We start from the raw sequence: 20,199 nt of genomic DNA on the forward strand, positions 1-20,199 counted from the left end.
GCGTACCGCCTGCGCAGCACCTTCTTCAAGAACCTACACGGACCACCACAGTTCCGCGGTAGCCTCCTGCTCTGCGATCAACGCAGGTCAGGCTGGGGAGCCTGCGACGGAGCACCCGGCAGGGTGTGGGGAGGGGATCACTGTGGTCGTACGGCTCGGGGGGTACGCCCGAATCAGTCTCGACAAGGACGGCGAAGAACTGGGCGTCGAGCGCCAGCGACACGACTACCGCCAGGTGGCAGGGGTGCGTCCCGGTTGGGAGGTGACTCGCGACTACATCGACAACGACGTAAGCGCCTTCAAGCGCAACGTAGTTCGCCCCGAATTCGAGCAGCTTCTAGTGGACCTCCAGTCAGGCATTATTGGCGGTGTGATCGCCTACGACCTTGACCGGTTGGCCCGACAGCCGCGCGACCTTGAACGGCTCATCGACGTCTTCGAAGAGCGGCCGGAACTCGTCTTCTGCACGATCACGAATGACATTGACCTGTCGACTTCAGACGGCCGGACGATGGCGCGAGTCATGGTGGCTTTCGCCAACAAGGCCAGTGCAGACACCGGCAGGCGGGTAGCCCGCAAACACCGCGAGCTTGCCGATTCCGGGAAGAACGGCGGCGGTTTCCCGCCCTTTGGCTGGAAGACCGATCGCATCACCATTGATCCCGTACAGGCCGAGCTAATCACAAAAGCGCATGAAGCCCTGTTGACGGGAACCCGACTTTCCACGATCACTGCCGAGTGGCAGGAGAAGGGCGTTCGCACCTCTCGGAACACTGGAAAGCCGATCACGCGTGTCGCCCTGAAGGGAATTCTCACCAACCCTCGCTTGGCTGGCTTTCGTGCGGTGAAGGGGAAAAAGCATGTCGGCCCGGACGGTAAGCCGGTAATGGGGGTTTGGACGCCAATCTGTACCCCGGAAAGACTAGACGCCGTTGTGGCCATCCTCGAAGGCGTCAAGTCGCAGTACCAGGCGAACAACCTGAGCAACAATCACAAATATCTCCTGAGCGGCATTCTCCGTTGCGCCGAGTGCGGAACGCGCATGATTGCCAACATGCGTTCATCGTGGAAAGAAGGCAGCAAAGGAAGCCGCTTCATGTACCGCTGCCCGGCAACCAAAGACGGTGGTTGCGGCAAGGTTTCCCGGGCTGGAGAACCACTAGATCAGCACATCATCAACCTGATTCACGATGCTGAAGCGCGGCTGAAAGCCCCGGCGGTCAAACCTGTCGAATGGGCCGGAGCCGCCCGCTTGTCCGAGGTAGAGCAGGACATCAGCGAACTTATCTCCGCCATGAACGGGAAGAAAATTTCCGCCGCAACGGCTATCGCAATGCTGGAGCCGCTTGAGCAGGAACGCGACAAGTTGGGATACGAACGGAACCGCCACAGCGTTGACCAGATGAAGGCCACGGCGGCGGCACTCGCCCTACCGGAAGAGTTCGAGCGTCTTCCTATCGAGCGGCAGCGCGCTGTGGTCATGAAGCACATAAAGGCGGTCATGGTGCAGCCTGCGGGTCGTGGAGCCCGTAAGTTCAACCCGGATCTACTCGACGTCGTTTGGACCGCTAAGTAGCCCGATCACCACACCAGGCCCCTGCCTTGCCCGCAGGGGCCTTTGTCGTTCTCTACGACTTTAAGATCCAACCTGTGTCCATAGATCTGGTACAGCTCCTGCGTCCACTTCTCATCCCTCGAAGGGGCTGCGGCTAGCTGGCACTCTATCCATCCTTTCATTTCGGTGGTGCGTTCGCTGGCTGGTATGTAGAGGCCCAATTCTGACTATCTCCGCCCGTTACGTTGCTATTACGGAGACACTTTGCACTAACACTCCATGGCGAAGTCAAAAACAGCGTTTAAACGCTCTATCCAGGGAGTGTTTAAACGCCCTTGTTTGAAACCGCCAGGGTGGCGCCGGTAGACCTGGCCCACGCGTCCGCTTCGGCCTCAATAGGGCGACGGGACGGCAAGAGTCGCCACGTACCCTCATGACTTGGAGCACTTGCATAGATAAACTCCCGCGTACACCAGGGCCTTTGGCGCCGATGCATAGCCCAAGACCCGCGTATCAAGCAGAACACCTTCGCCGTGGGAATGGCCTTCTCGATGTTCGGCGACTACTCGAACGGGACGGATGTGTTTCCGTCCATGGCGACCATTGCTGAAATGGTCGGTCTATCCAACGCGACGAAGGTTCACCCGCATCGCCGGAAGTTGGTCGAGTACGGCTATCTCATGGACACCGGAGCCCGCTCGGGCGCCGATACCGTCGTCTACTGCCGGCCAACAATGCCTCCGTCAGCCAATCGTCTAGCGGCAACTCGACCGCCGCACCGGGGTACTGATGAGGCGTGGTCATACGGCCACACCCCATACCGACACCATGGGAAGACTGCGCCCCTGCCCTACGGCACTGTGAGGGTGATTCCCGATTTCCCGATTGGCCGTCGCCACGGCTTCGGAAACGCCCGCTTCACGGGCCGCTTCGCGGGACACGGAGAGAGCGGCGCATGTCATACACCCCTCGATGCCCACCGGTTCTAATCCGGGAGGGTTCCTCACGGCCGGACGGGCCTCACTGTCGTGCGCGCGAGTCGCGTACTCCGACTTGGCCGCGTTCGTGTCCGCCTGGGTCTGGCTCACCATCTTCGCCGTCTCCTCGTCTCGGTACGAGAGAGATCGTCGCGCCAGATTGAGGGTAGCCCTAGATTCTTTCCTGTTGAGGCAAGAACCCGTCTCGGATGCTTTCGACCAGGGCTCTCATTTCATCGCCATAAATGGCTGCTGTGGCGAACCTCTCGAAGGTGTCAACGTACGTCTGTACGTCCTTTGGATCACGCGTGGTGACCTCTGAGTGGAAGGTCTCCGCGATGACTAGCCGATCGTCATGGAGACTGAAGCACGTCATTGGGAAGTCCGGCATCGGGGCGTCAAGCGGAAGAACCCCGATGCTGACGTTCGGGAGCCGAGACAGGGACACAATGCGGTCGAGTTGCAGCGCGAGCACTACCGGAGACGGCACGCGCCACCGAAGGACGTGCTCGCAGATGAGGAACCGAAACGATCGGTCCGGATCGTGCAAAGTCTCTTGCCGTTCAATCCTCGCGGCCACGGTCCGCGCCCTGGTCTCGACGGGCAACGCTGGAGGCACGCTGAATACGGCCGAGGCATACTCCGGGGTCTGGAGTAGGCCCGGCACCAACTGCCCCTGAAACAGCCTGAGGGTCCGTGTGCTGGCCTCAATGGCCTTGATGGTGTTCTGGTGCTTCCATGGGCCAATACGGCGGAGCAGGCGCCATGCCATGGCTTCCGTGGCCTCGGCGCGGGCCGTGCTCAGGAACTGGTCCTTCACCGCCTGAGACACCCCGAGAGCTGACAGGATCAGGTCGATGTCTTGGACCGTCGGCCGAACCCTCCCATTCTCAATCTTGGAGAGCTTCCCTGCAGACATGGAGGCCCTACGGGCCACTACGTCACCGGTAAGTCCCCTTCTCGCAGTGCCCGCAGGGCTGTCCCGAGTGAGTCGCCGGTCAGTGGTGCCGCTCCCAGTAGGCAGCGAATGGCGTCGCGACGGTTAGGGCGCGATTGCGGTAACCCTGGTACTCTATGAGCCTGCTCGGGGGCAGAATTTCTGCCCCTGTGAACTTGCCCTCCGGGGTGTAGTGCATGCGGTAGACGTCACGATCGTCCATCAGCCAAAAGTCATGATCGGGAAGGCCGCTGACCTCCTGCTCAGCCAGGTCGATGATTCCGATGGATTCTCCGGCTTTGATGTTGCCGGGGTACGCCGCTAGCTCGTACCGCAGGTATTCAGTCAGCGGAGACCGTAGGACGTGCACACGCGACACCTGCTTGCCCTTGTCGGTCATGGAGCGCACCCAAGGGTTGTCGCCCCAGTCCGGGCCCATGTCCTCACCCGCGAGGAACCGCGCGATATCCTCGCGTTCCTCGTCCACGTCGTACTCGTCCAGCGTCTCCAGACGGAACGCCGTCCGCTCGAAAGTCTCGAAGAGATGGCTGAAATCCTCACCGCTGAGCACGGAAATACTCCTCAAGCACTGCGGTCGGAACCATGACGGCCGCCTCGCCCTCGGGCAGGTCGAGTTGTGCCATCCGCTCTGGATCGGTGATCACGTAGCCTTGCACAACGTAATTCCCGTCGTCCGTACCCCACAAAGTCGGGCACGTTCCGTTCTTGCAGTCCGGGTCACCGGACAGCTTCCGCAGTGGTGCGCCCACGGTTTCCCCCTCACGTCAACAGTCCATGTCGTGCTCGATGCTTCCGGCCAGCCTTGATCAAGGTCAAGGCTCCTGACTTTCCAGAACGGGAAAGGTGCACACTCGGCGAAGGTGGGCCTACGTGTGCCGCGCGGGCTGCGGCTGCCACCAAGCAGCGGAAGACCCCCGGCGGCCTCCTAGACAGCGCTCAGGCCAGGCCCCCGAACTGGGATGCTGGTGGGGTCAGTCGACCCGCGTCACATCGAGTCGGCCCAACCTATGTGCTTCGCGAATCTTCTTCTTGTCGAACTTGCCCACACTCGTCTTCGGCACCACCTCGACGACCGTCCAGCGCTCCGGGAGCTGCCATTTGGCGATCCTGCCCTCCTGGGCGAGGAAGGTGCGCAGGGCCTCGAAGTCGACGACGGCGCCCGCTCTGAGGACCACGGTGGCCAGCGGGCGCTCGCCCCACTTGTCGTCCGGTACGGCGACCACGGCGGCCTCCGTGACATCCGGGTGCGACATCAGGGCGTTCTCCAGGTCGACCGAGGAGATCCACTCGCCGCCGGACTTGATGACGTCCTTGGCACGGTCGGTGAGGGTGAGGAAGCCGTCCGGGCTGATGGTGCCGACGTCGCCGGTCTTCAGCCAGCCGTCCTCGCTGAACTTCTCGGCGGGACGCAGCGGCTCGGCGTCGGGGCCGTTGTAGTAGGCGGCCGCGATCCACGGGCCCCGCACCTCCAGCTCGCCCGCCGACTCGCCGTCCCAGGGAAGGCGTTCGCCGCCGGGTCCGGTGAGCCGGGCGGAGACCCCGGCCGGAAAACGGCCCTGCGTGAGGCGGTAGGCGAACTCCTCCTCCGTGCCGATCACGTGGGCCGGCGGCCGCGCCACCGTGCCTAGCGGTGAGGTCTCCGTCATCCCCCAGGCGTGGCACACCCGCACGCCGAGCCGGTCGAAGGCCGTCATCAGCGAGGGCGGGCAGGCCGAGCCGCCGATGGTGACCTGGGTGAGGGAGGTGACGTCCCGGGGCCGGGCGGTCAGCTCGTCGAGCAGGCCCTGCCAGATGGTCGGCACCGCGGCCGCGTGGGTCGGGCGCTCGGACTCGATCATCTCGGCGAGCGGCGCGGGCTGCAGGAACCGGTCCGGCATCAGCATGTTCACGCCGGTCATCAACGTGGCGTGCGGCAGGCCCCAGGCGTTCACATGGAACTGCGGGACCACGATGAGCGAGGTGTCCTGGTCGGTCAGGCTCATCGACTGGGCCATGTTGACCTGCATGGAGTGCAGGTAGATCGAACGGTGGCTGTAGACCACGCCCTTGGGGTCGCCGGTCGTGCCGGAGGTGTAGCACATGGCGGCGGCCTGGCGTTCGTCCAGCTCGGGCCAGTCGTAGGTGGTCGGTTTGCCCGCGATCAGTTCCTCGTACTCGTGCACCTGCGCCCGGCCGGCGGCCAGCGGGGAGCGGTCGCCGGGGCCGGAGACAATGATGTGCTCGACCGTGGTGAGCCGGGGCAGCAGCGGGGCGAGCAGCGGGATCAGCGACCCGTTGACGATGATCACGCGGTCGGCCGCGTGGTTGACGATCCAGGTCAGCTGCTCGGCGGGCAGCCGCAGGTTGAGCGTGTGCAGCACCGCGCCCATGGCCGGGATCGCGAAGTACGCCTCGACGTGCTCGGCGTTGTTCCACATGAGGGTGGCCAGCACGTCCGGCCCACGTACTCCCAGGTCGTCACGGAGTGCGTGCGCCAGCTGGGCGGCCCGGTCGCCGATCCCGGCGAAGCTACGGCGCTGGGGAGCGGCCTCCCCGGTCCCCCCGGTCCACGTGATGACCTGGGACGAGCCATGCACCCGTCGGCCGTGTTCCAGAATCCGCGAGATCGTCAGCGGGACGTCTTGCATCGTGCTGTACACCGGGGGCCTCCCCATTGAGTTACGCGGTGGTAGCTACTGGCCGCGATTCTCGGGGCATACCTGGCGGTATGTCACTACCTCTGGCCCGCTCGGTCTGTGTTCCACACCGGCATCCCCTGATCGGCGCCGACGACCGACCCACTCGGCACTCGGGGCAGTACTCGCCGACGAAGGCTCGCCCGGAACGGCACTCGCTGACGCGGACCTCCGTGGAGCCGCACTCGCCGACGGGGGTCTCGTTGGAGCCGCGCTCATCGACGGGGACCTCCGTGAGGTCGCGTGATTGGCCCAGGCATCGGGTTCCCCCCTCGTCATCCCACCGCCGAGCGCAACCGGCTGGGCTCGGTACGGGCACTGTCCGCCGCGCCAACCCTCCACGGCCTCCCCCGACCTTCCCCGATACACCTGCACGCCTGCGATATACGCCCGGGGTACGCCCGGAATATGCCCTGCATACCCGGATAAATCCCGCTAACCCCGCAAACCTCGCAAGGTCCGCAAGAAACCGCTATCGAACGAGCCCCAGTTCAGGATCCTCGCGCAGCTTGCCGAGCGCACGCGACACCGCGGACTTCACGGTGCCCACCGACACCCCGAGCACCTCGGCCGTCTGGGCCTCGCTCAGATCCTCGTAGTACCGGAGGACGACCATCGCCCGCTGCCGCGCCGGCAGCTTCGTGATCGCCCGCCACATCGCGTCGTGCAGCGCCTGGCGCTCGGCCGGGTCGTCGTCGCCGGGCACGGGTTCCGGTTCGGGCAGTTCGTCGCAGACGAACTCGTCGACCTTGCGCTTGCGCCACTGCGACGTCCGGGTGTTCAGCAGCGCCCGGCGCACATAGCCGTCGAGCGCCCGATGGTCCTCGATCCGCTCCCACGCCACGTACGTCTTGGTGAGCGCGGTCTGCAGCAGGTCCTCCGCGTCGCTGGGGTTGGCGGTCAGCGAACGGGCGGCACGCAGCAGTACCGGCTGCCGGTCTTTCACGTACGACGAGAACGACGGATACACGGAAGTCCCTCCACCCGACCGAAGCCGGGGGTGGGGCAGGGTCTGCCTCGCCGCCGGGGCGGCGTCCGAAGCACTGGTGCAGACGGGTGTGGTCATGGCTCCACGCTATGAGTGACCTGAGTCGGACGGATCGGCCGCAGGTCCCGAAGCAGAGTCCCCCTCAGGTTGTAGGGGTGGGGGTGGCTACACCTCCTGAAGGTGGAGTGGGGGACGAGACCTGCTCCGGGATGACCCCTGAGGGTCATCCGTCCGCCGCCAGGACCAGCCCCGACGTAGGCACTCCGGTACCGGCCGTCACCAGGATCCGGGCGGCCCCCGGTATCTGGTTGGCGGCCGTGCCCCGCAGTTGGCGCACCCCTTCCGCGATGCCGTTCATCCCGTGGAGGTACGCCTCCCCGAGCTGTCCCCCGTGCGTATTGACCGGCAGCCGCTCCTCGGCCATGAAACCCGTCGCCTCCCCTGGCGCGCAGAACCCGAACTCCTCCAGTTGCATCAGAACGAACGGGGTGAAGTGGTCATACAGGATCCCCACGTCGATCTCGGCCGGGGCCAGCCCGGAGGTGCGCCACAGCTGGCGGGCCACCACACCCATCTCCGGCAGGCCGGTCAGGTCGTCGCGGTAGAAACTGGTCATCTGTTCCTGGGCCCGGCCGGCGCCCTGGGCGGCCGCCGCGATCACCGCCGGTGCCCGCGGCAGATCACGGGCCCGCTCCACGGAGGTGACCACGAGCGCCTGCCCGCCGTCCGTCTCCTGACAGCAGTCCAGCAGTCTGAGCGGCTCCACGATCCAGCGCGAGGCCGCGTGGTCGGCGAGCGTGATCGGGCGGCCGTGGAAGTACGCCGCCGGGTTGGTCGCCGCGTATGCGCGGTCCACCACGGCCACGTGCCCGAACGCCTCGGGGGTCAGCCCGTACGCGTGCAGATAACGCTGAGCCGCCATCGCCACCCAGGAGGCCGGGGTGAGCAGCCCGAACGGCAGCGCCCAGCCCAGCGCCACGCCCTCCGCCGACGGCTCCCGGTGCTGCACGCCCGAGCCGAATCTCCGGCCCGACCGCTCGTTGAACGCGCGGTAGCAGACCACCACCTCGGCCACGCCCGTCGCCACCGCGAGCGCCGCCTGCTGGACGGTGGCGCAGGCTGCCCCGCCGCCGTAGTGGATCCGCGAGAAGAAGGACAGCTCGCCCATCCCGCATGCCTGCGCCACGGTGATCTCCGGGCTGGTGTCCATCGTGAAGGTGACCAGCCCGTCCACGTCTCCGGGGGTCAGCCCCGCGTCGTCCAGCGCGGCCCGCACCGCCTCCACCGCCAGCCGCAGCTCGCTGCGTCCGGAGTTCTTGGAGAACTCGGTGGCGCCGATACCGACGACGGCGGCCCGGCCGCCGAGCCGGTCACGGGTGCGTACGGCCATCACGCACCTCCCGCCGGGACCGTGACCGTCACCGTCCCGGTCACGTGTCTGCCGATGGCGTTGGACCCGACCACCCGTACTGTCGCGGTGTCGCCGTCCACCTCCTCGACCGTGCCGGTCAGCACCAGGGTGTCCCCGGGATAGTTGGGCGCCCCCAGCCGGATGGCGACCTTGCGGAGGACCGCCGTCGGGCCGAAGTGGTCCGTGATGTACCGGCCGACCAGGCCGTTCGTCGTCAGGATGTTCATGAAGATGTCCGGGGAGCCCTTCTGCCGGGCCAGTTCCGCGTCATGGTGCACGTCCTGGTAGTCCCGGGACGCGATGGCTCCGGACACGATCAGAGTGCGGGTGACCGGGATCTCCAGCGGCGCCAGTTGCGCGCCCGCCGTCATCGCCGGCTTTCCTGTCGTCACCGCCATGCCTCACTCCCCATGTGCGATCAACTTCCCCAACTCCTGGAGCGCTTCGCTCCCGCATCCCAGATAGGCGTCCAGCTGCCGGCCCCACAGGAAGTGCCGGTGCACCGGGTGCTCGAGGTCGGCTCCGGTGCCGCCGTGCAGATGCTGGCCCGTGTGGACGACACGCTGCCCCGCCTCGGACGCCCACCAGGCGGCGGTCAGCGCATGGGTGGCGTACGGCAGCCCGGCATCGCGCCGCCAGGCCGCCTCATACGCCGTCACCCGTATCGCCTCGGTGTCCAGGTGCGCGTCGGCGGCCTTGAGCTGGACGGCCTGGCGGGTGGCCAGCGGGCGGCCGAACTGCTCCCGGGAGTTCGCATGCGTCACCGCCCGCGCGAGCGACCCGGCGCAGACACCGGCCTGGAGCCCGGCGAAGGCGGTACGGGCGGTGGCGAGGATGTCGTCGTAGGCACCGGTGTCCTGGGGTGACTCGCCGGTCCCCAGGCGCTCCGCGTCGGCGTGGTCCAGAGTGAGGCGGCCGGCCGACCAGGGTGCGGTCAGGTCGACCGGCGTGACCGTCGCCCCGGCGGCGAGGGGGGTCAGCCACAGCCGTCGCCGGCCGTCGGCGACGAGGACGTGTGTGGCGTCGCGCAGCCAGGGGACGACGGGCACCGTGCCGGTCAGCTCGGCCGTGGCCGCTCCCTGTGGGTCCTCCGGTCCGCCCGGTGCCGAGGCCCGCACGCCCGGCTGCGCCGGGAACGCCCCGACGGCCACCAGCGATCCGTCCCTGAGCCGCGGCAGCAGCCGTTCCCGCTGATCCCGTGTGCCGTGGGCCGCCACCGCCAGGATCCCGAAGACACAGCTCGCCGCGTAGGGCACCTGGGCTGTCGTACGCCCCTGTTCTTCCAGGAGCAGCACCAGGCCGAGCAGTCCCAGCTCCTCCACGGCGCCCACCAGGCCCGCGCCGGTGAGTGCCTTCCACAGGTCCGGGTCGCTGCCGGTGCCGGCGGCCGTGAGCCGTTCGTGCGTGGCCAGGTCGGTGAAGATCCGTGCTGCCAGGTCGCGGGCCGCGGTCTGTTCCTCCGTGGGCGTGAAGTCCATCTCAGACCCCGCCCTCGGTGACCCGGAAGACCGGCAGGACCAGGGGGTCCGTGTCGCCGTCCGGTTCCTCGTACCGCCGGAATTCCACGCGCACCGGCAGGCCGACGCGCACCTTGTCGTAGGGCACCCCCACCACGTTGCTCACCATCCGCACGCCTTCGGCCAGTTCGACCAGGCCGACCGCGTAGGGAGGGTCGAACGCGGGGAAGGGCGGGTGATGCATCACGACGTACGAGTACACGGTCCCCTCGCCGCTCGCCTCGACCGTGTCCCAGTCCAGGCAGCCGCAGGTGTTGCAGCCCGGCAGCCAGGGGTGGCGCAGGGTGCCGCAGCCGGTGCAGCGCTGGATGAGCAACCGGTGCCCGGCCACCCCCTCCCAGAAGCCGGCGGTGTCCCGGTTGACCACCGGTCGGGGGCGCGGGGGCCTGGGTTTCCGGTGCACGGGGGCGTATTTGAGGATGCGGAAGCGGTGCGTGCCCGCGAGGTCGGCGCCCACGCGGACGTCCATGCGGGTCGTGACGAAGTACCCCGTGCCGAGCCTGGTCGTCTTGCGCTCCGACACCGATTCGATCATCGCGTCGAAGGTGACCTCGTCCCCGGGCCGCAGGGGTCGCAGGTACTCCTGTTCACAGTCGGTGGCGACCACCGAGGTGCAGCCCGCCTCGTCGAGCTGGGTGAGCAGTTCGTCGTACGCGTCCGTACGCCCGTCGTACCCGGAGAGTCCGCCCATCGTCCACACCTGGAGCATGGTGGGCGGGGCCAGGGTGTCCGGGCCCGTGTACGCCGGGTTGGTGTCGCCCATCGCCTCGCACCAGTGCCGGATCATCGGTGCGTTGACCGGGTCCTTGCCCGCGCAGGCGACGGCTGCGGCCCGCCCCTCGTACGCCTTGAGCCGGACCCACAACTCGTCCGGCGCACCCTGCTCGCCCCGCGCGCGCGGCTCGTCCGACGCGCAGCGTTCATCCGACACGCGCCGCTCGTCCGGCGTGCCCGCGACTGCCGTCACCCCCGCACCCGAGCCCGTAGGCGGCGCACCCGGTCCTGGCCCCGTGCCCACACCCATCGCGGCTTCCCTCCCCGCTCCCGAGCCGAGCCCGGCCGCCCCCTCCACGCCGGTCACCGCGCCCCCTTCCTCGCCCGTCACCGCCGCCCCCTCGTCATCCCGAGCCGCATCGTCGCGACGATCTCCCGCTGCACCTCGCTCACCCCGCCCCCGAACGTGTTGATCTGCGCTGCCCTGTTCAGCCGTTCCAGCTCGCCGTCCGCGAAGGCACCTGGCGAACCCGACCGCACCGTCCCTGCCAGCCCGTCCGTCCCGATCGCGTGCTGACATATTCGGTACACCGCCACCGCCGATTCGGTTCCCGCCACTTTCACGCCGCTGGCGTCTCCCGGCGCAAGCCGACCCGCTCCCACGTCCCCCACCAAACGCCAGTTCAGCAGGCGTGTCGCCGCCAGTCGCGCATGCGCCTCTGCCAGCTGCGCACGCACCCAGGGCTCGTCAATCCGACGCTCGCCGGTCACCGGATCGGGGGTACGGGCTGCGGCGACCGCGGCCACGTAGAAGTCCTCGGCCTGCATGCCGACGGCCGCGAGGGCGACCCGCTCATGGTTGAGCTGGTTGGTGATGAGCGACCAGCCCTCGTTCTCGGCCCCGACGAGGTTCCCGGCCGGGACGCGGACCCCGTCGTAGTAAGTGGCCGTGGTGGTCTGCCCGCCGACCGTCTCGATCGGCGTCCACGAGAACCCCTGCGCGTCGGTGGGGACGAGAAGGATCGAGATGCCGCGGTGCCGGGGTGCCTCGGGATCGGTGCGGCAGGCGAGCCAGATCCAGTCCGCGTGCTGGGCACCCGAGGTGAACGTCTTCTGCCCGTCGATCCGCCAGCCGTCGTCCGCCCGCACGGCCCGCGTCCGCAGTGAGGCCAGGTCGGTACCGGCCGACGGCTCGCTGTAGCCGATCGCGAAGGTCAGCTCCCCGTTGAGGATACGGGGCAGGAAACGGGCCTTCTGCTCCTCGCTGCCGTACTTCATGAGCGTGGGCCCGACGGTGTTCAGGGTGACCATCGAGACCGGGGCGCCGGCCCGGTACGCCTCGTCGAAGAACACGAACTGCTCGTCCGCGCTCCGGCCCTGGCCGCCGTACTCGACCGGCCAGCCGAGCCCGAGCCAGCCGTCGTCGCCGATCCGGCGCAGCAGCGCCCGCCGCTCCCGCGGCTCGACGGGTCCGGCCGGCAGCACGGCCCGGAAATAGGCGCGGAGTTCGGCGCGCAGCCGCTGCTGGCGCTCAGTGGGGGCGAGGTGCACGGCGGTGTAACCTCCCGGCCCGGTTACGGATTCGCACGGACCGGGTGCGGCCCGCACGAGCGACGATCTCTGACTGCACGACGGTTTCTGACTGTCCGTCAGATACCGTCGGGTGTCAAGGTCGGCGGAAGACCGGAAGGCCGGAGGACCGGGAGACGGGGCGAAGGGGAGAAGAGGAAGAGGAGGGGGCGAAGGGGAGACACGGAGGCCGGAGCCAGGGAACAAAGGACGAGGAACAAGAACAAGAACAAGGACAAGAAACAAGGACAGGGGACAGGGGACAGGGGACAGGGGACAGGGGCAGCAGCGGAAAACGCCTGCGCGGCGGTACCGAAGTACCGCCGCGCAGACGTGCTACGACCCCGAAAGCACACCCCACACAGGACGTCAGCCCCGGCTTACCACAGGTGGTCGAAGCTGACGGAGACGTTCTCGTTTCCCTGCTGGATGGGCGTGAACGCGGAGCCGTCGACCTGGGCCGTGTTGCTCTGGTTCGAGGCGCCGGAGCCGCTCGCGTTCTGCGCCGTGGTGGACGAGTTGCCCTCGTTGTCGTCACCGACCCCACTGCCGATGACGCTCGCCACGCCGGTCGCCGCGGCGGCGTTCGATCCGTCGTTCGCGAGGGCCCCGTTGTCCGCGGCCGCGACGCCGGTGAAGAGAGCGGCGGCGAGCGGGAGCGCGGAGACGGCGGCGAGAACGCGAGCGGTACGGATGCTTGCCATTTTGTTCCTCCAGGACAATACCCATTGGCCGGATGGCCGGGCGCACGGGAAATTCGTGAAGTACGGCTTCTGCCAGGGAAGTTGGCCGACCCCCCGGGCGGTTCTGCACGACGTCGCGAATCCAGAGTTGCCCATCGAATCCCTGGCGAACCACCCCACAGGCCCTGATTCGCACTCAAGCGTGATGACATGTCGATAAACCCCTTTCGCCATCTTTAGTGACCTCATAGCCTGAGAGCACTCAGTACGGACTTCTCGGACTCAAGCGGCGCAAGCGATGAATCGTTCCTCCGCAGGTCCGGCCAGCCCGCCCGCACCGACGTGCCGGCCCCGACCCCCTCTTCCTTTCCTCGAACACATGTACGACCATGAGGTATGGCCATCACCGACCGGCAGGCCACGACGCTGGCCCTCGCGCACGCCCTGTCAGCCGCCGAACGCGGACTGGCCGTCATCCCCCTGTCCCGGACGAAACTCCCGGCCCTGCGATCCCCCCACCGCGGCCACGCCACCCCCACCCCCGCCCCGTGCCACGGCGAATGCGGCAACTTCGGGCACGGCGTGTACGACGCCTCGACCGACCCGAAACGCATCCGCGAGCTGTTCGCCGCCGCACCCTGGGCGACCGGTTACGGCATCGCCTGCGGGCTGCCCCCGCACCATCTGATCGGCGTCGACCTCGACACCACGTCCGGCACGGACTCCTCGGCCGCCCTGCGTGAACTCGCCCTGCGCCACCTGTTCACCGTCCCGGAGACCGTCGTGGTGCTGACGCCGAGCGGCGGCCGGCACGTCTGGCTGACCGGCCCGCCGGACGTCGTCGTCCCCAACTCGGCCGGCCGGCTCGCCCCCGGTATCGACATACGGGGCGCCGGCGGCTACCTCGTCGGGCCCGGCTCCCGCACCGAGCACGGCGTCTACGCGACCGCCCCCGGCACCGCCCACCTCGTCCCCGCACCCTGTCCGCCCGCCCTGCTGCGCCTGCTCCTCCCGCCGCCCCCCGCACCTCATCCGGCGCCCCCGGTGACCGGCGACCACGGAAAGGGACTGGTCCAGTTCGTCCTCGCGGCCCACGAGGGCCAGCGCAACACCCGCCTGTTCTGGGCCGCCTGCCGCGCCTACGAGAACGGCATCGGCCCCGCCCTTGTGGCCCCGTTGGTCGAGGCGGCCCGCAACACCGGTCTCTCGGAGGGCGAGGCGCGGGCGACGATCGCGTCGGCGGCCCGGATGACGAGGCACCGGCCATGACGGGACCCTGCCATGACCAGAGCTGGCCATGACGGGACCCGGCGAGATCTTGGCCACTTCCCACCGCTCAGGAAGTAGGGCCGTCTCCTATAGGTTCGGTCACACCCGTCGTAGGACGGGCCCGGACCCACTCACGAGGGGGACTCGCATGGCCTTCATCCACCGCACCACCATGAAACCGACCAAGCTGGAACTGCTCACGGAGTGGCTGCCGAAGCAGAGCTGGTACGTGGGTGACGCGAAGACGCCGGAACTGCTCAAGGCGGGCGGGTTCCGCCTGGACGACCCTGAGGGCACGGTCGGGATCGAGTTCATGGTCGTGGTGGACACCAGCGCACACGAGCAGGAGCGGGAACCGGTGGCGTACTTGGTACCGATGGGCTACCGCGGCGCGGCGCTCGACGGCGTCCCCGCGGAGGCGCTGATCGGCACCTCCGAGCACGGCGTGCTCGGCACCCGCTGGATCTACGACGGTGTCCACGACCCGGTGGTGATGGCGCAGTTGCGCGCACTCCTGCGCGGCGAGGCGATAGCTCAGCACCAGAGCGAGAGCGACACCCCCGACCCGAACGTCACCGTGCACGGAACCGGCCCTGATGACGGGTTCGAGGTGCACGTCCATCGCGTGCTGGAGCCGGCAGCAGACGGGCGAATGCCGTACGGACATCTCGTCGCCGGGTGGACCTGGCCGGACGGAACGGCTGGTCAGGGCGTAGTGGCAACGGTGGCGCCCCGGTAGGTGGCCGTCCGCAGGAACCGAACCGATCCGTACTGGCAGCCACATCAGGCCGAGGCAGATCGTGCTGCGGCCGTGTCGTCCGAAACGCTTCCCGCCGACGACGCCCGCCGTGGGACGAAAGTCGTCTGGCACGACGACGTCGAAGTCGTTCACTGCGGCGCCGGCCCGGAGAAGATCTCGTGCTCGGTCCGCGGAGCGGATCTCGGTGCGTCGAGTTGGTGGGGAAAAGCCGTCTCAGAACACCACCGCGACGGCTTTTCCCCACGGACGTCGTTGGTGAGGCCGGCGAGGACCACGAACAACAGCGGTCGGATGCTCACAGGTGGGGTTAGCCCTACCTCGTAGTCGGAGGCCGGCTCCAGGGACCGATCGGGCGCCCGCCGATAGCTTTCCGTTCTGGGTGCTCTGGCCCCGATACGCCCGGGAAGACGGTGCGTCCCACGAGATCCGAAGGCCGTACATGAAAAGCTTCGCCTCCTTGTCCCACACCATGTCCGCGGACCCGCGGCGCCAGATCAGGCTCCTGACCGCCCTGACCGGAGCACTCCTCGTCGCCTTCTTCCTCGCGCCCAACGCTCTGGCGCGGAGTTCCGTCAACACGGCGAACGTCGGCGATAGCTTCCGCCATGGATTCGTGGCCTACTGGGCTTCCGGCAGCGAGGATTTCCCGGCGTTGCTGGGCACCACGATGAATTACTGGTTCCGGTTTCATCTCGTCAAGGCCGGGGTTTCCGCACTGCTTCTGGCAGTGGCCGTGGCGCTCGGCGTCGTCCTGTGGCGGCGCGGCCGGCAACAGATCGAACGACGGTCCCACCGGCTCCCTGTCACGTGGGCCGACTCCCTCGTCGGGGTGCTCGGGATCTTCGCCCTCGTCGCGCTGATGGCCAATCTGCAAGGCGCGGCGGCACCGTTCGCCTCGCTGCTTCCCATGCTGACGACAGGCGGTGCCGAGGGCGAACTCACCCAGAGCCTCGCCCAGGCCCGGCAGCAACTCGCCGTCTACCCCGACGGCCAGCACTCCCCCGCCCTGTCCGTGATGATCAGCGACTTCGCCGTGTACCACGCCGCATTTGCGGTAATGGCCGCTTTGCTCGCGCTCGCGATGGCCGGTGCGAGTGTCATGTTGTGGCGGCAGCTGAAGACCTCGCCCGAAAGGCGGTCGAGGCGCGCGGCGAAATTCGGCTTCACCGCCTCGGCTGTCCTGACGGCCGCTGCGCTCGTGGTCGCCTTCGCGAACACGACCAGCGCGGCGGATTCGCCTCGCGCACTCGCCGGCTTCTTCGCCGGAGGGTGGTGAGACACCTGTCGGCAACAGGGCGTGCAGGGCCTGTGCGACGGCGGCGAGGTAGGGGCGTGCCTGACGTCCTCGCAGGATGGTTGCGGCACGGACGCCCGCGCGACGGGTTTGGCCGGCCGGGTAGCCGAGTGAAGCCGACGCCCCGCAGCCAACCGACCCCGGAGCGTCGGCCTGCGGCAGTCACATGCCCAACTCTGCCCCGCGCAGTTCCAGCAGCCCGCCCTCAAGAAGCCGCTAACCGGTCCCGACACGCGAACCCGCACAACGATCAGAGGCAGCGTCTCGCGCATCCTTCAGGGCGGACAGGCACGCTCAAATCAGCTCATCGCGGCGGAGCTGAACAAGGGGGACTGACGGCCCGTGTTGGCCCACAGATGGCCCACACGTACTGGTCGAACCCGGGATACGGGCGAGCAAGGGTGAGACAGGCTGCACACAGAAGGGGTGCCCCTCCACCAAGGGGCACCCCTTCTGACCTGCCACTTCTATGACCTGTGCGGAGGCGGTGGGATTTGAACCCACGGTGACATCGCTGCCACGACGGTTTTCAAGACCTTTCGGCGGACGGGACGCCACGCGGCTACACAGCAGGTCAGGCGAGTGCGGCACCCCGGCGGAGCCGTTGTCTTCCCCCTCCGTGCCCCTTACGTGCCCCTCGGCGGTGCTCGTGCCCTCTCGGGAGAGGGGCTATCGCTTCAGCCGGTGACCACAGGGACGATCACCGCCGCGACCGCCGACAGCAGGCCACCGACCCCGAGGAAGGCGTTGAATTTCTCCCTGGCCGTTGGGAACAAGGCGCGGCCGAGGTCACCTGCTTTGCTCCGCATGACGATCATCTTCATCTTCTGCCATCGGTGCTGGCGCCTCTTGCACCCCATCAGTACGCCGTAAGCATTGTCGCGGCAGTACGTCCGCCCGTCGCGATTCAACGCCCCGCACCAGACCGGCACTTGAAAGGCCGCATAGGCCGATACGGCGACCGAGAGAGCCGCGATGACCGGCAATGCCCACTGCTGGCTCCACCCGACGAGCAGAGCCGCAGCCACCATGTATCCCCAGTACAGACGCACCACTTTACCCATGACCACGCACAGTAGCGACGGACCGTCATGCTCAACAGACGGTAACCAGTCACTCAGAACTGGCTGAACCCCCCGACCAGTCCGTAGGCCAGGGGGTTCATTCCCAGTGGTAGCCCAGTCGACAGCGCCCGTCTCGTCGCCCTCGCTGAGCCAGGAGTCCGCCGCTTCGGCTACCTGGTCATCGCGACCGGCTACCGGCCGGGCGTAGTGCCGAGTCGTGACGCTCGCGTTCGAGTGGCCGAGCCGGTGCGCGGCGGTCATCACGCCGTACCGGTCGGCAACCCACGTCCCGTGTGACGCCCGAAGATCGTGCGGGGTCACGTCGGTCAGTCCGGCCGCCGCCACGGCAGGGTCGAAGTGCGCCGTACGCCACTGGTTGTAGCGGAGCGGCTTCCCCGCGGACGTGGTGAACAGCAGCGCGTCATCCCCGCCGGGCAGGTCGTCTAGGTACTTCCCCAGCCGCTTCACGAGGGAGGGGCCGACACGGAGGAGCCTCTAAGGAAGGCGATACGCGCGGGTGAGCCCTGACGGCAGCCAACCCGCCCTGGCCATACGAGGGTTGCTGATAACCTACCGCGAGCACAGCAAAGCGCCGTGTGTTCCGCCCCTCGAAGAACGAACCCACGGCTGCATCCCGCATACCGACAACTCCGACTAGGAGAAGACCTTGGCGAACCAAGATCCACACTCCACAGAGCACCAGCAGCTTTACTGTGTACACAACCATAACGTGGCTGTCGCCCCATGTGTCAACTCCCCACGATGGCACGAGGACCCATTGCTGCTAGGCCGCCTCACTGCACTGGCTACAGCAGCCGGAGTGACCCTCCAGGGAGTGGCCGCCGTGCTGACAGTGGCCCTACGGTGACGTGCCCCCCGCGTGCCCGAAACACCAGGGACTAGCGGGGACTCACGGTCGCGAACAGGCACCGCCCAACACAACGGCCCCCGACCATATCGCCTGGTCAGGGGCCGTTCTCACTGCTCAGTGAGCGGAGGCGGTGGGATTTGAACCCACGGTGACATCGCTGCCACGACGGTTTTCAAGACCGGCCGGATTCAGGCGACCATATGGCCCCTGACCTGCGCCTTAGTCTTCCTGAGATCCGTTCGGCACCCTCTCTTGGCCAGAGGATGGCCAAGAGAGGGCCCGGCCACGTCACCCACTCGCACCGGGAGCATCCCCGACGCTCCCGGCAACGAGGCGACTCGTGAAGCCCCGGGTCACAAGTCGCTCGTACGCCCGGATCACGTCGTCGGGTACGTCCTGCGAGATCATGAAGCCTTGAGCCGGGTAGATCAGCAAGCGCTGTAGCGACCCGACAAGCATGTCGACGACCAGGCACGGATCCTGGATCGAATCCACATACTCCGAGAGCGCCATGGGCGTGGATGCGCTGACGAACTCGACCTCCGGCCACAGTTTCCGGGCCGTCGCGTAGGCACGTCGTTCCTCGTAAGGCTTGCTGACGAGAAGCGCGGAGGACACGGCGACCCCTCGCTCTTCGAGAAGAGCGCGGGACAAGGTGATGTTCTGCCCGGTGTTCCGGGCGTGCGGCTCCACAAGGATGACGTCCGCTGGAACGCCCAGCTCAAGCGCGCGGTCCCGGTAATGCTCGGCTTCCCCGCGCGGCATGCGCTCCTGCGTGGTCCGGCTGGTCGCGCCGGTGAACACGATCAGGGGCATCATGCCGCGCTGGTAGAGATCGACGGTGGTGTCCGCCACTCCGAGATCGTGACTGCCGAGACCGATACCGACCGAGCAGGGGCGCGGCTCGTGGTGCATCTGCTGGTAGTCCCACAGAAGCTGAGTGTCTTCCCAGTCGTGTACGGAGATCACGGCGTACCTTCCTTGTCCGGGTCACGGGTGGAGTCGGGAACCTTGAACTCGTACTCCCACGCGAACCGGGAAGCCGAGTGAATACCGACTGCGAACTCCACCACCGTGCCATCTGCCGTGTACGTGGTCCGATGAAGCTCCACCACCGGTTCGCCGACCGGAAGCTGTAGAAGCTTCACCTCGTCTGCCGTGGGGATACGGGCGAACAGCCCCTCCTTCATGTGGTCGATCTCGTACCCCGCGTCATACAGCACCCTGTACCCGCCGCCGCGGCCGGCCGGTCCCGGCGTGGGGTCGACGATGCGCGTTCCCTCGACGTGTTCCGGCCGGTAGTAGCTGGTCAGGGTGTGCGTCGGCTGCGTGTCCTCCTTGACGAGGCGGGCACGCGCGTACACCTCGGAGCCGACCGGCACGCCAAGCCCCTCAGCCACGAGAGCGCTCGCCTGGACACGGCTCACGGTCTGTGTCTGCTCATCGCGCTTGTACGCACGCCCTGACGCGACGCGGTCTGCGATGAACGCGACCTCATCGCTGTCACGCCACTTCGCCTTGTCGTACCGGGCGATACCGAGTCGCTTGAGCGGGGTGCGCTGCCGAACGACGGTGCCATGCCCGCGCGACGACGTCACCAGACCCTCAGCTTCAAGCGCTTTGTACGCCTGATGGACGGTGGATTTGGAGCCTTCTCCAGCCTCGACCAGGTCTCTGATCTGGGGCAACTGTGCCCCGGGTGCGTACTCGCCGTTCTTGATCTGATCCGCGAGTCGATCCGCAAGCTCACGCCACTTGGGTGCCACAGCCGAACTCCCTTCGATGCGTCCCAGTGAAACACAGTCCCAGGACTGTTGACAGTCCTGGGACTGTGCGCCATATTCATCTCAGGCCGCTCGCAGTCCTAGGACAGCGAACGGAAGGGGCCTTCTTG

General features: G+C 67.4%; 18 protein-coding genes and 1 pseudogene. 4 read left to right on the plus strand and 15 right to left on the minus strand.

The window, feature by feature from the left end; genetic code table 11:
- The first annotated feature begins 142 nt into the window (after positions 1 to 142).
- Positions 143 to 1,576 (plus strand): recombinase family protein, encoded by a 1,434-nt coding sequence (locus ACFY2B_RS34220; RefSeq protein WP_390766954.1) that lies wholly within the window; start codon positions 143 to 145, stop codon positions 1,574 to 1,576.
- A 1,128-nt stretch (positions 1,577 to 2,704) separates the two neighbouring features.
- Here the strand turns inward: ACFY2B_RS34220 and ACFY2B_RS34225 are convergent.
- From ACFY2B_RS34225 to ACFY2B_RS34275, 11 genes are all read right to left on the minus strand, one after another.
- Positions 2,705 to 3,451 (minus strand): helix-turn-helix domain-containing protein, encoded by a 747-nt coding sequence (locus ACFY2B_RS34225; protein WP_390766955.1) that lies wholly within the window; start codon positions 3,449 to 3,451, stop codon positions 2,705 to 2,707.
- Between the two features lie 79 nt (positions 3,452 to 3,530).
- Positions 3,531 to 4,040, minus strand: coding sequence for a DUF6879 family protein (locus ACFY2B_RS34230; RefSeq protein WP_390766956.1), 510 nt, complete (start codon positions 4,038 to 4,040; stop codon positions 3,531 to 3,533).
- Positions 4,027 to 4,239 carry a hypothetical protein gene (locus ACFY2B_RS34235; RefSeq protein ID WP_390766957.1) on the minus strand — a complete coding sequence of 71 codons (213 nt, stop codon included), beginning with the start codon at positions 4,237 to 4,239 and terminating at the stop codon, positions 4,027 to 4,029. Before ACFY2B_RS34235 ends, ACFY2B_RS34230 begins: the two co-directional genes overlap by 14 nt.
- 222 nt (positions 4,240 to 4,461) lie before the next feature.
- Entirely contained in the window at positions 4,462 to 6,129 is a 1,668-nt protein-coding gene (locus ACFY2B_RS34240) for a long-chain fatty acid--CoA ligase (protein WP_390766958.1), read from the minus strand.
- 508 nt (positions 6,130 to 6,637) lie between these two features.
- Complete coding sequence (locus tag ACFY2B_RS34245; protein WP_390766959.1) at positions 6,638 to 7,231, minus strand: SigE family RNA polymerase sigma factor; 594 nt, start codon at positions 7,229 to 7,231, stop codon at positions 6,638 to 6,640.
- Positions 7,232 to 7,376: 145 nt separating this feature from the next.
- Positions 7,377 to 8,543: a lipid-transfer protein gene (locus ACFY2B_RS34250; protein ID WP_390766960.1), complete on the minus strand. Its 1,167-nt coding sequence runs from the start codon at positions 8,541 to 8,543 to the stop codon at positions 7,377 to 7,379.
- On the minus strand, positions 8,543 to 8,935 hold the full coding sequence (locus ACFY2B_RS34255) for a MaoC/PaaZ C-terminal domain-containing protein (RefSeq protein ID WP_390766975.1): 393 nt from the start codon (positions 8,933 to 8,935) through the stop codon (positions 8,543 to 8,545). Before ACFY2B_RS34255 ends, ACFY2B_RS34250 begins: the two co-directional genes overlap by 1 nt.
- A 30-nt stretch (positions 8,936 to 8,965) precedes the next feature.
- On the minus strand, positions 8,966 to 10,042 hold the full coding sequence (locus tag ACFY2B_RS34260; RefSeq protein ID WP_390766961.1) for an acyl-CoA dehydrogenase family protein: 1,077 nt from the start codon (positions 10,040 to 10,042) through the stop codon (positions 8,966 to 8,968).
- A gap of 1 nt (position 10,043) precedes the next feature.
- Positions 10,044 to 11,048, minus strand: coding sequence for a bifunctional MaoC family dehydratase N-terminal/OB-fold nucleic acid binding domain-containing protein (locus ACFY2B_RS34265; RefSeq protein WP_390766962.1), 1,005 nt, complete (start codon positions 11,046 to 11,048; stop codon positions 10,044 to 10,046).
- A gap of 134 nt (positions 11,049 to 11,182) precedes the next feature.
- Complete coding sequence (locus ACFY2B_RS34270) at positions 11,183 to 12,346, minus strand: acyl-CoA dehydrogenase family protein (RefSeq protein ID WP_390766963.1); 1,164 nt, start codon at positions 12,344 to 12,346, stop codon at positions 11,183 to 11,185.
- Positions 12,347 to 12,744: 398 nt separating this feature from the next.
- The gene (locus ACFY2B_RS34275; protein WP_390766964.1) at positions 12,745 to 13,068 is read right to left on the minus strand and encodes a hypothetical protein; all 324 of its coding nucleotides are present in this window, start codon (positions 13,066 to 13,068) and stop codon (positions 12,745 to 12,747) included.
- A 375-nt stretch (positions 13,069 to 13,443) separates the two neighbouring features.
- Here ACFY2B_RS34275 and ACFY2B_RS34280 point away from each other — a divergent pair, with 375 nt between their 5' ends.
- The 3 genes from ACFY2B_RS34280 (at position 13,444) to ACFY2B_RS34290 (ending at position 16,352) form a co-directional block, all read left to right on the plus strand.
- Entirely contained in the window at positions 13,444 to 14,316 is an 873-nt protein-coding gene (locus ACFY2B_RS34280) for a bifunctional DNA primase/polymerase (RefSeq protein ID WP_390766965.1), read from the plus strand.
- A gap of 148 nt (positions 14,317 to 14,464) precedes the next feature.
- Positions 14,465 to 15,055 (plus strand): 1,4-alpha-glucan branching protein, encoded by a 591-nt coding sequence (locus ACFY2B_RS34285; RefSeq protein WP_390766966.1) that lies wholly within the window; start codon positions 14,465 to 14,467, stop codon positions 15,053 to 15,055.
- Positions 15,056 to 15,545: 490 nt separating this feature from the next.
- Entirely contained in the window at positions 15,546 to 16,352 is an 807-nt protein-coding gene (locus ACFY2B_RS34290) for a tat (twin-arginine translocation) pathway signal sequence (protein WP_390766967.1), read from the plus strand.
- Positions 16,353 to 17,047: 695 nt separating this feature from the next.
- Here ACFY2B_RS34290 and ACFY2B_RS34295 read toward each other — a convergent pair.
- The 4 genes and pseudogenes from ACFY2B_RS34295 to ACFY2B_RS34310 form a co-directional block, all read right to left on the minus strand.
- Positions 17,048 to 17,434 (minus strand): hypothetical protein, encoded by a 387-nt coding sequence (locus ACFY2B_RS34295; RefSeq protein ID WP_390766968.1) that lies wholly within the window; start codon positions 17,432 to 17,434, stop codon positions 17,048 to 17,050.
- A 123-nt stretch (positions 17,435 to 17,557) separates the two neighbouring features.
- Positions 17,558 to 17,929: pseudogene (locus ACFY2B_RS34300) on the minus strand (tyrosine-type recombinase/integrase); the annotation flags it as partial.
- Between the two features lie 664 nt (positions 17,930 to 18,593).
- Positions 18,594 to 19,274: a YdcF family protein gene (locus ACFY2B_RS34305; protein WP_390766969.1), complete on the minus strand. Its 681-nt coding sequence runs from the start codon at positions 19,272 to 19,274 to the stop codon at positions 18,594 to 18,596.
- Positions 19,271 to 20,071, minus strand: a complete 801-nt coding sequence (locus ACFY2B_RS34310) for a GntR family transcriptional regulator (protein WP_390766970.1) — start codon at positions 20,069 to 20,071, stop codon at positions 19,271 to 19,273. The genes ACFY2B_RS34305 and ACFY2B_RS34310 overlap by 4 nt, the downstream gene beginning before the upstream one ends.
- Positions 20,072 to 20,199: the final 128 nt, after the last annotated feature.

The sequence above is a fragment of the Streptomyces sp. NPDC001270 genome (assembly GCF_042896695.1).
GTDB lineage: Bacteria > Actinomycetota > Actinomycetes > Streptomycetales > Streptomycetaceae > Streptomyces.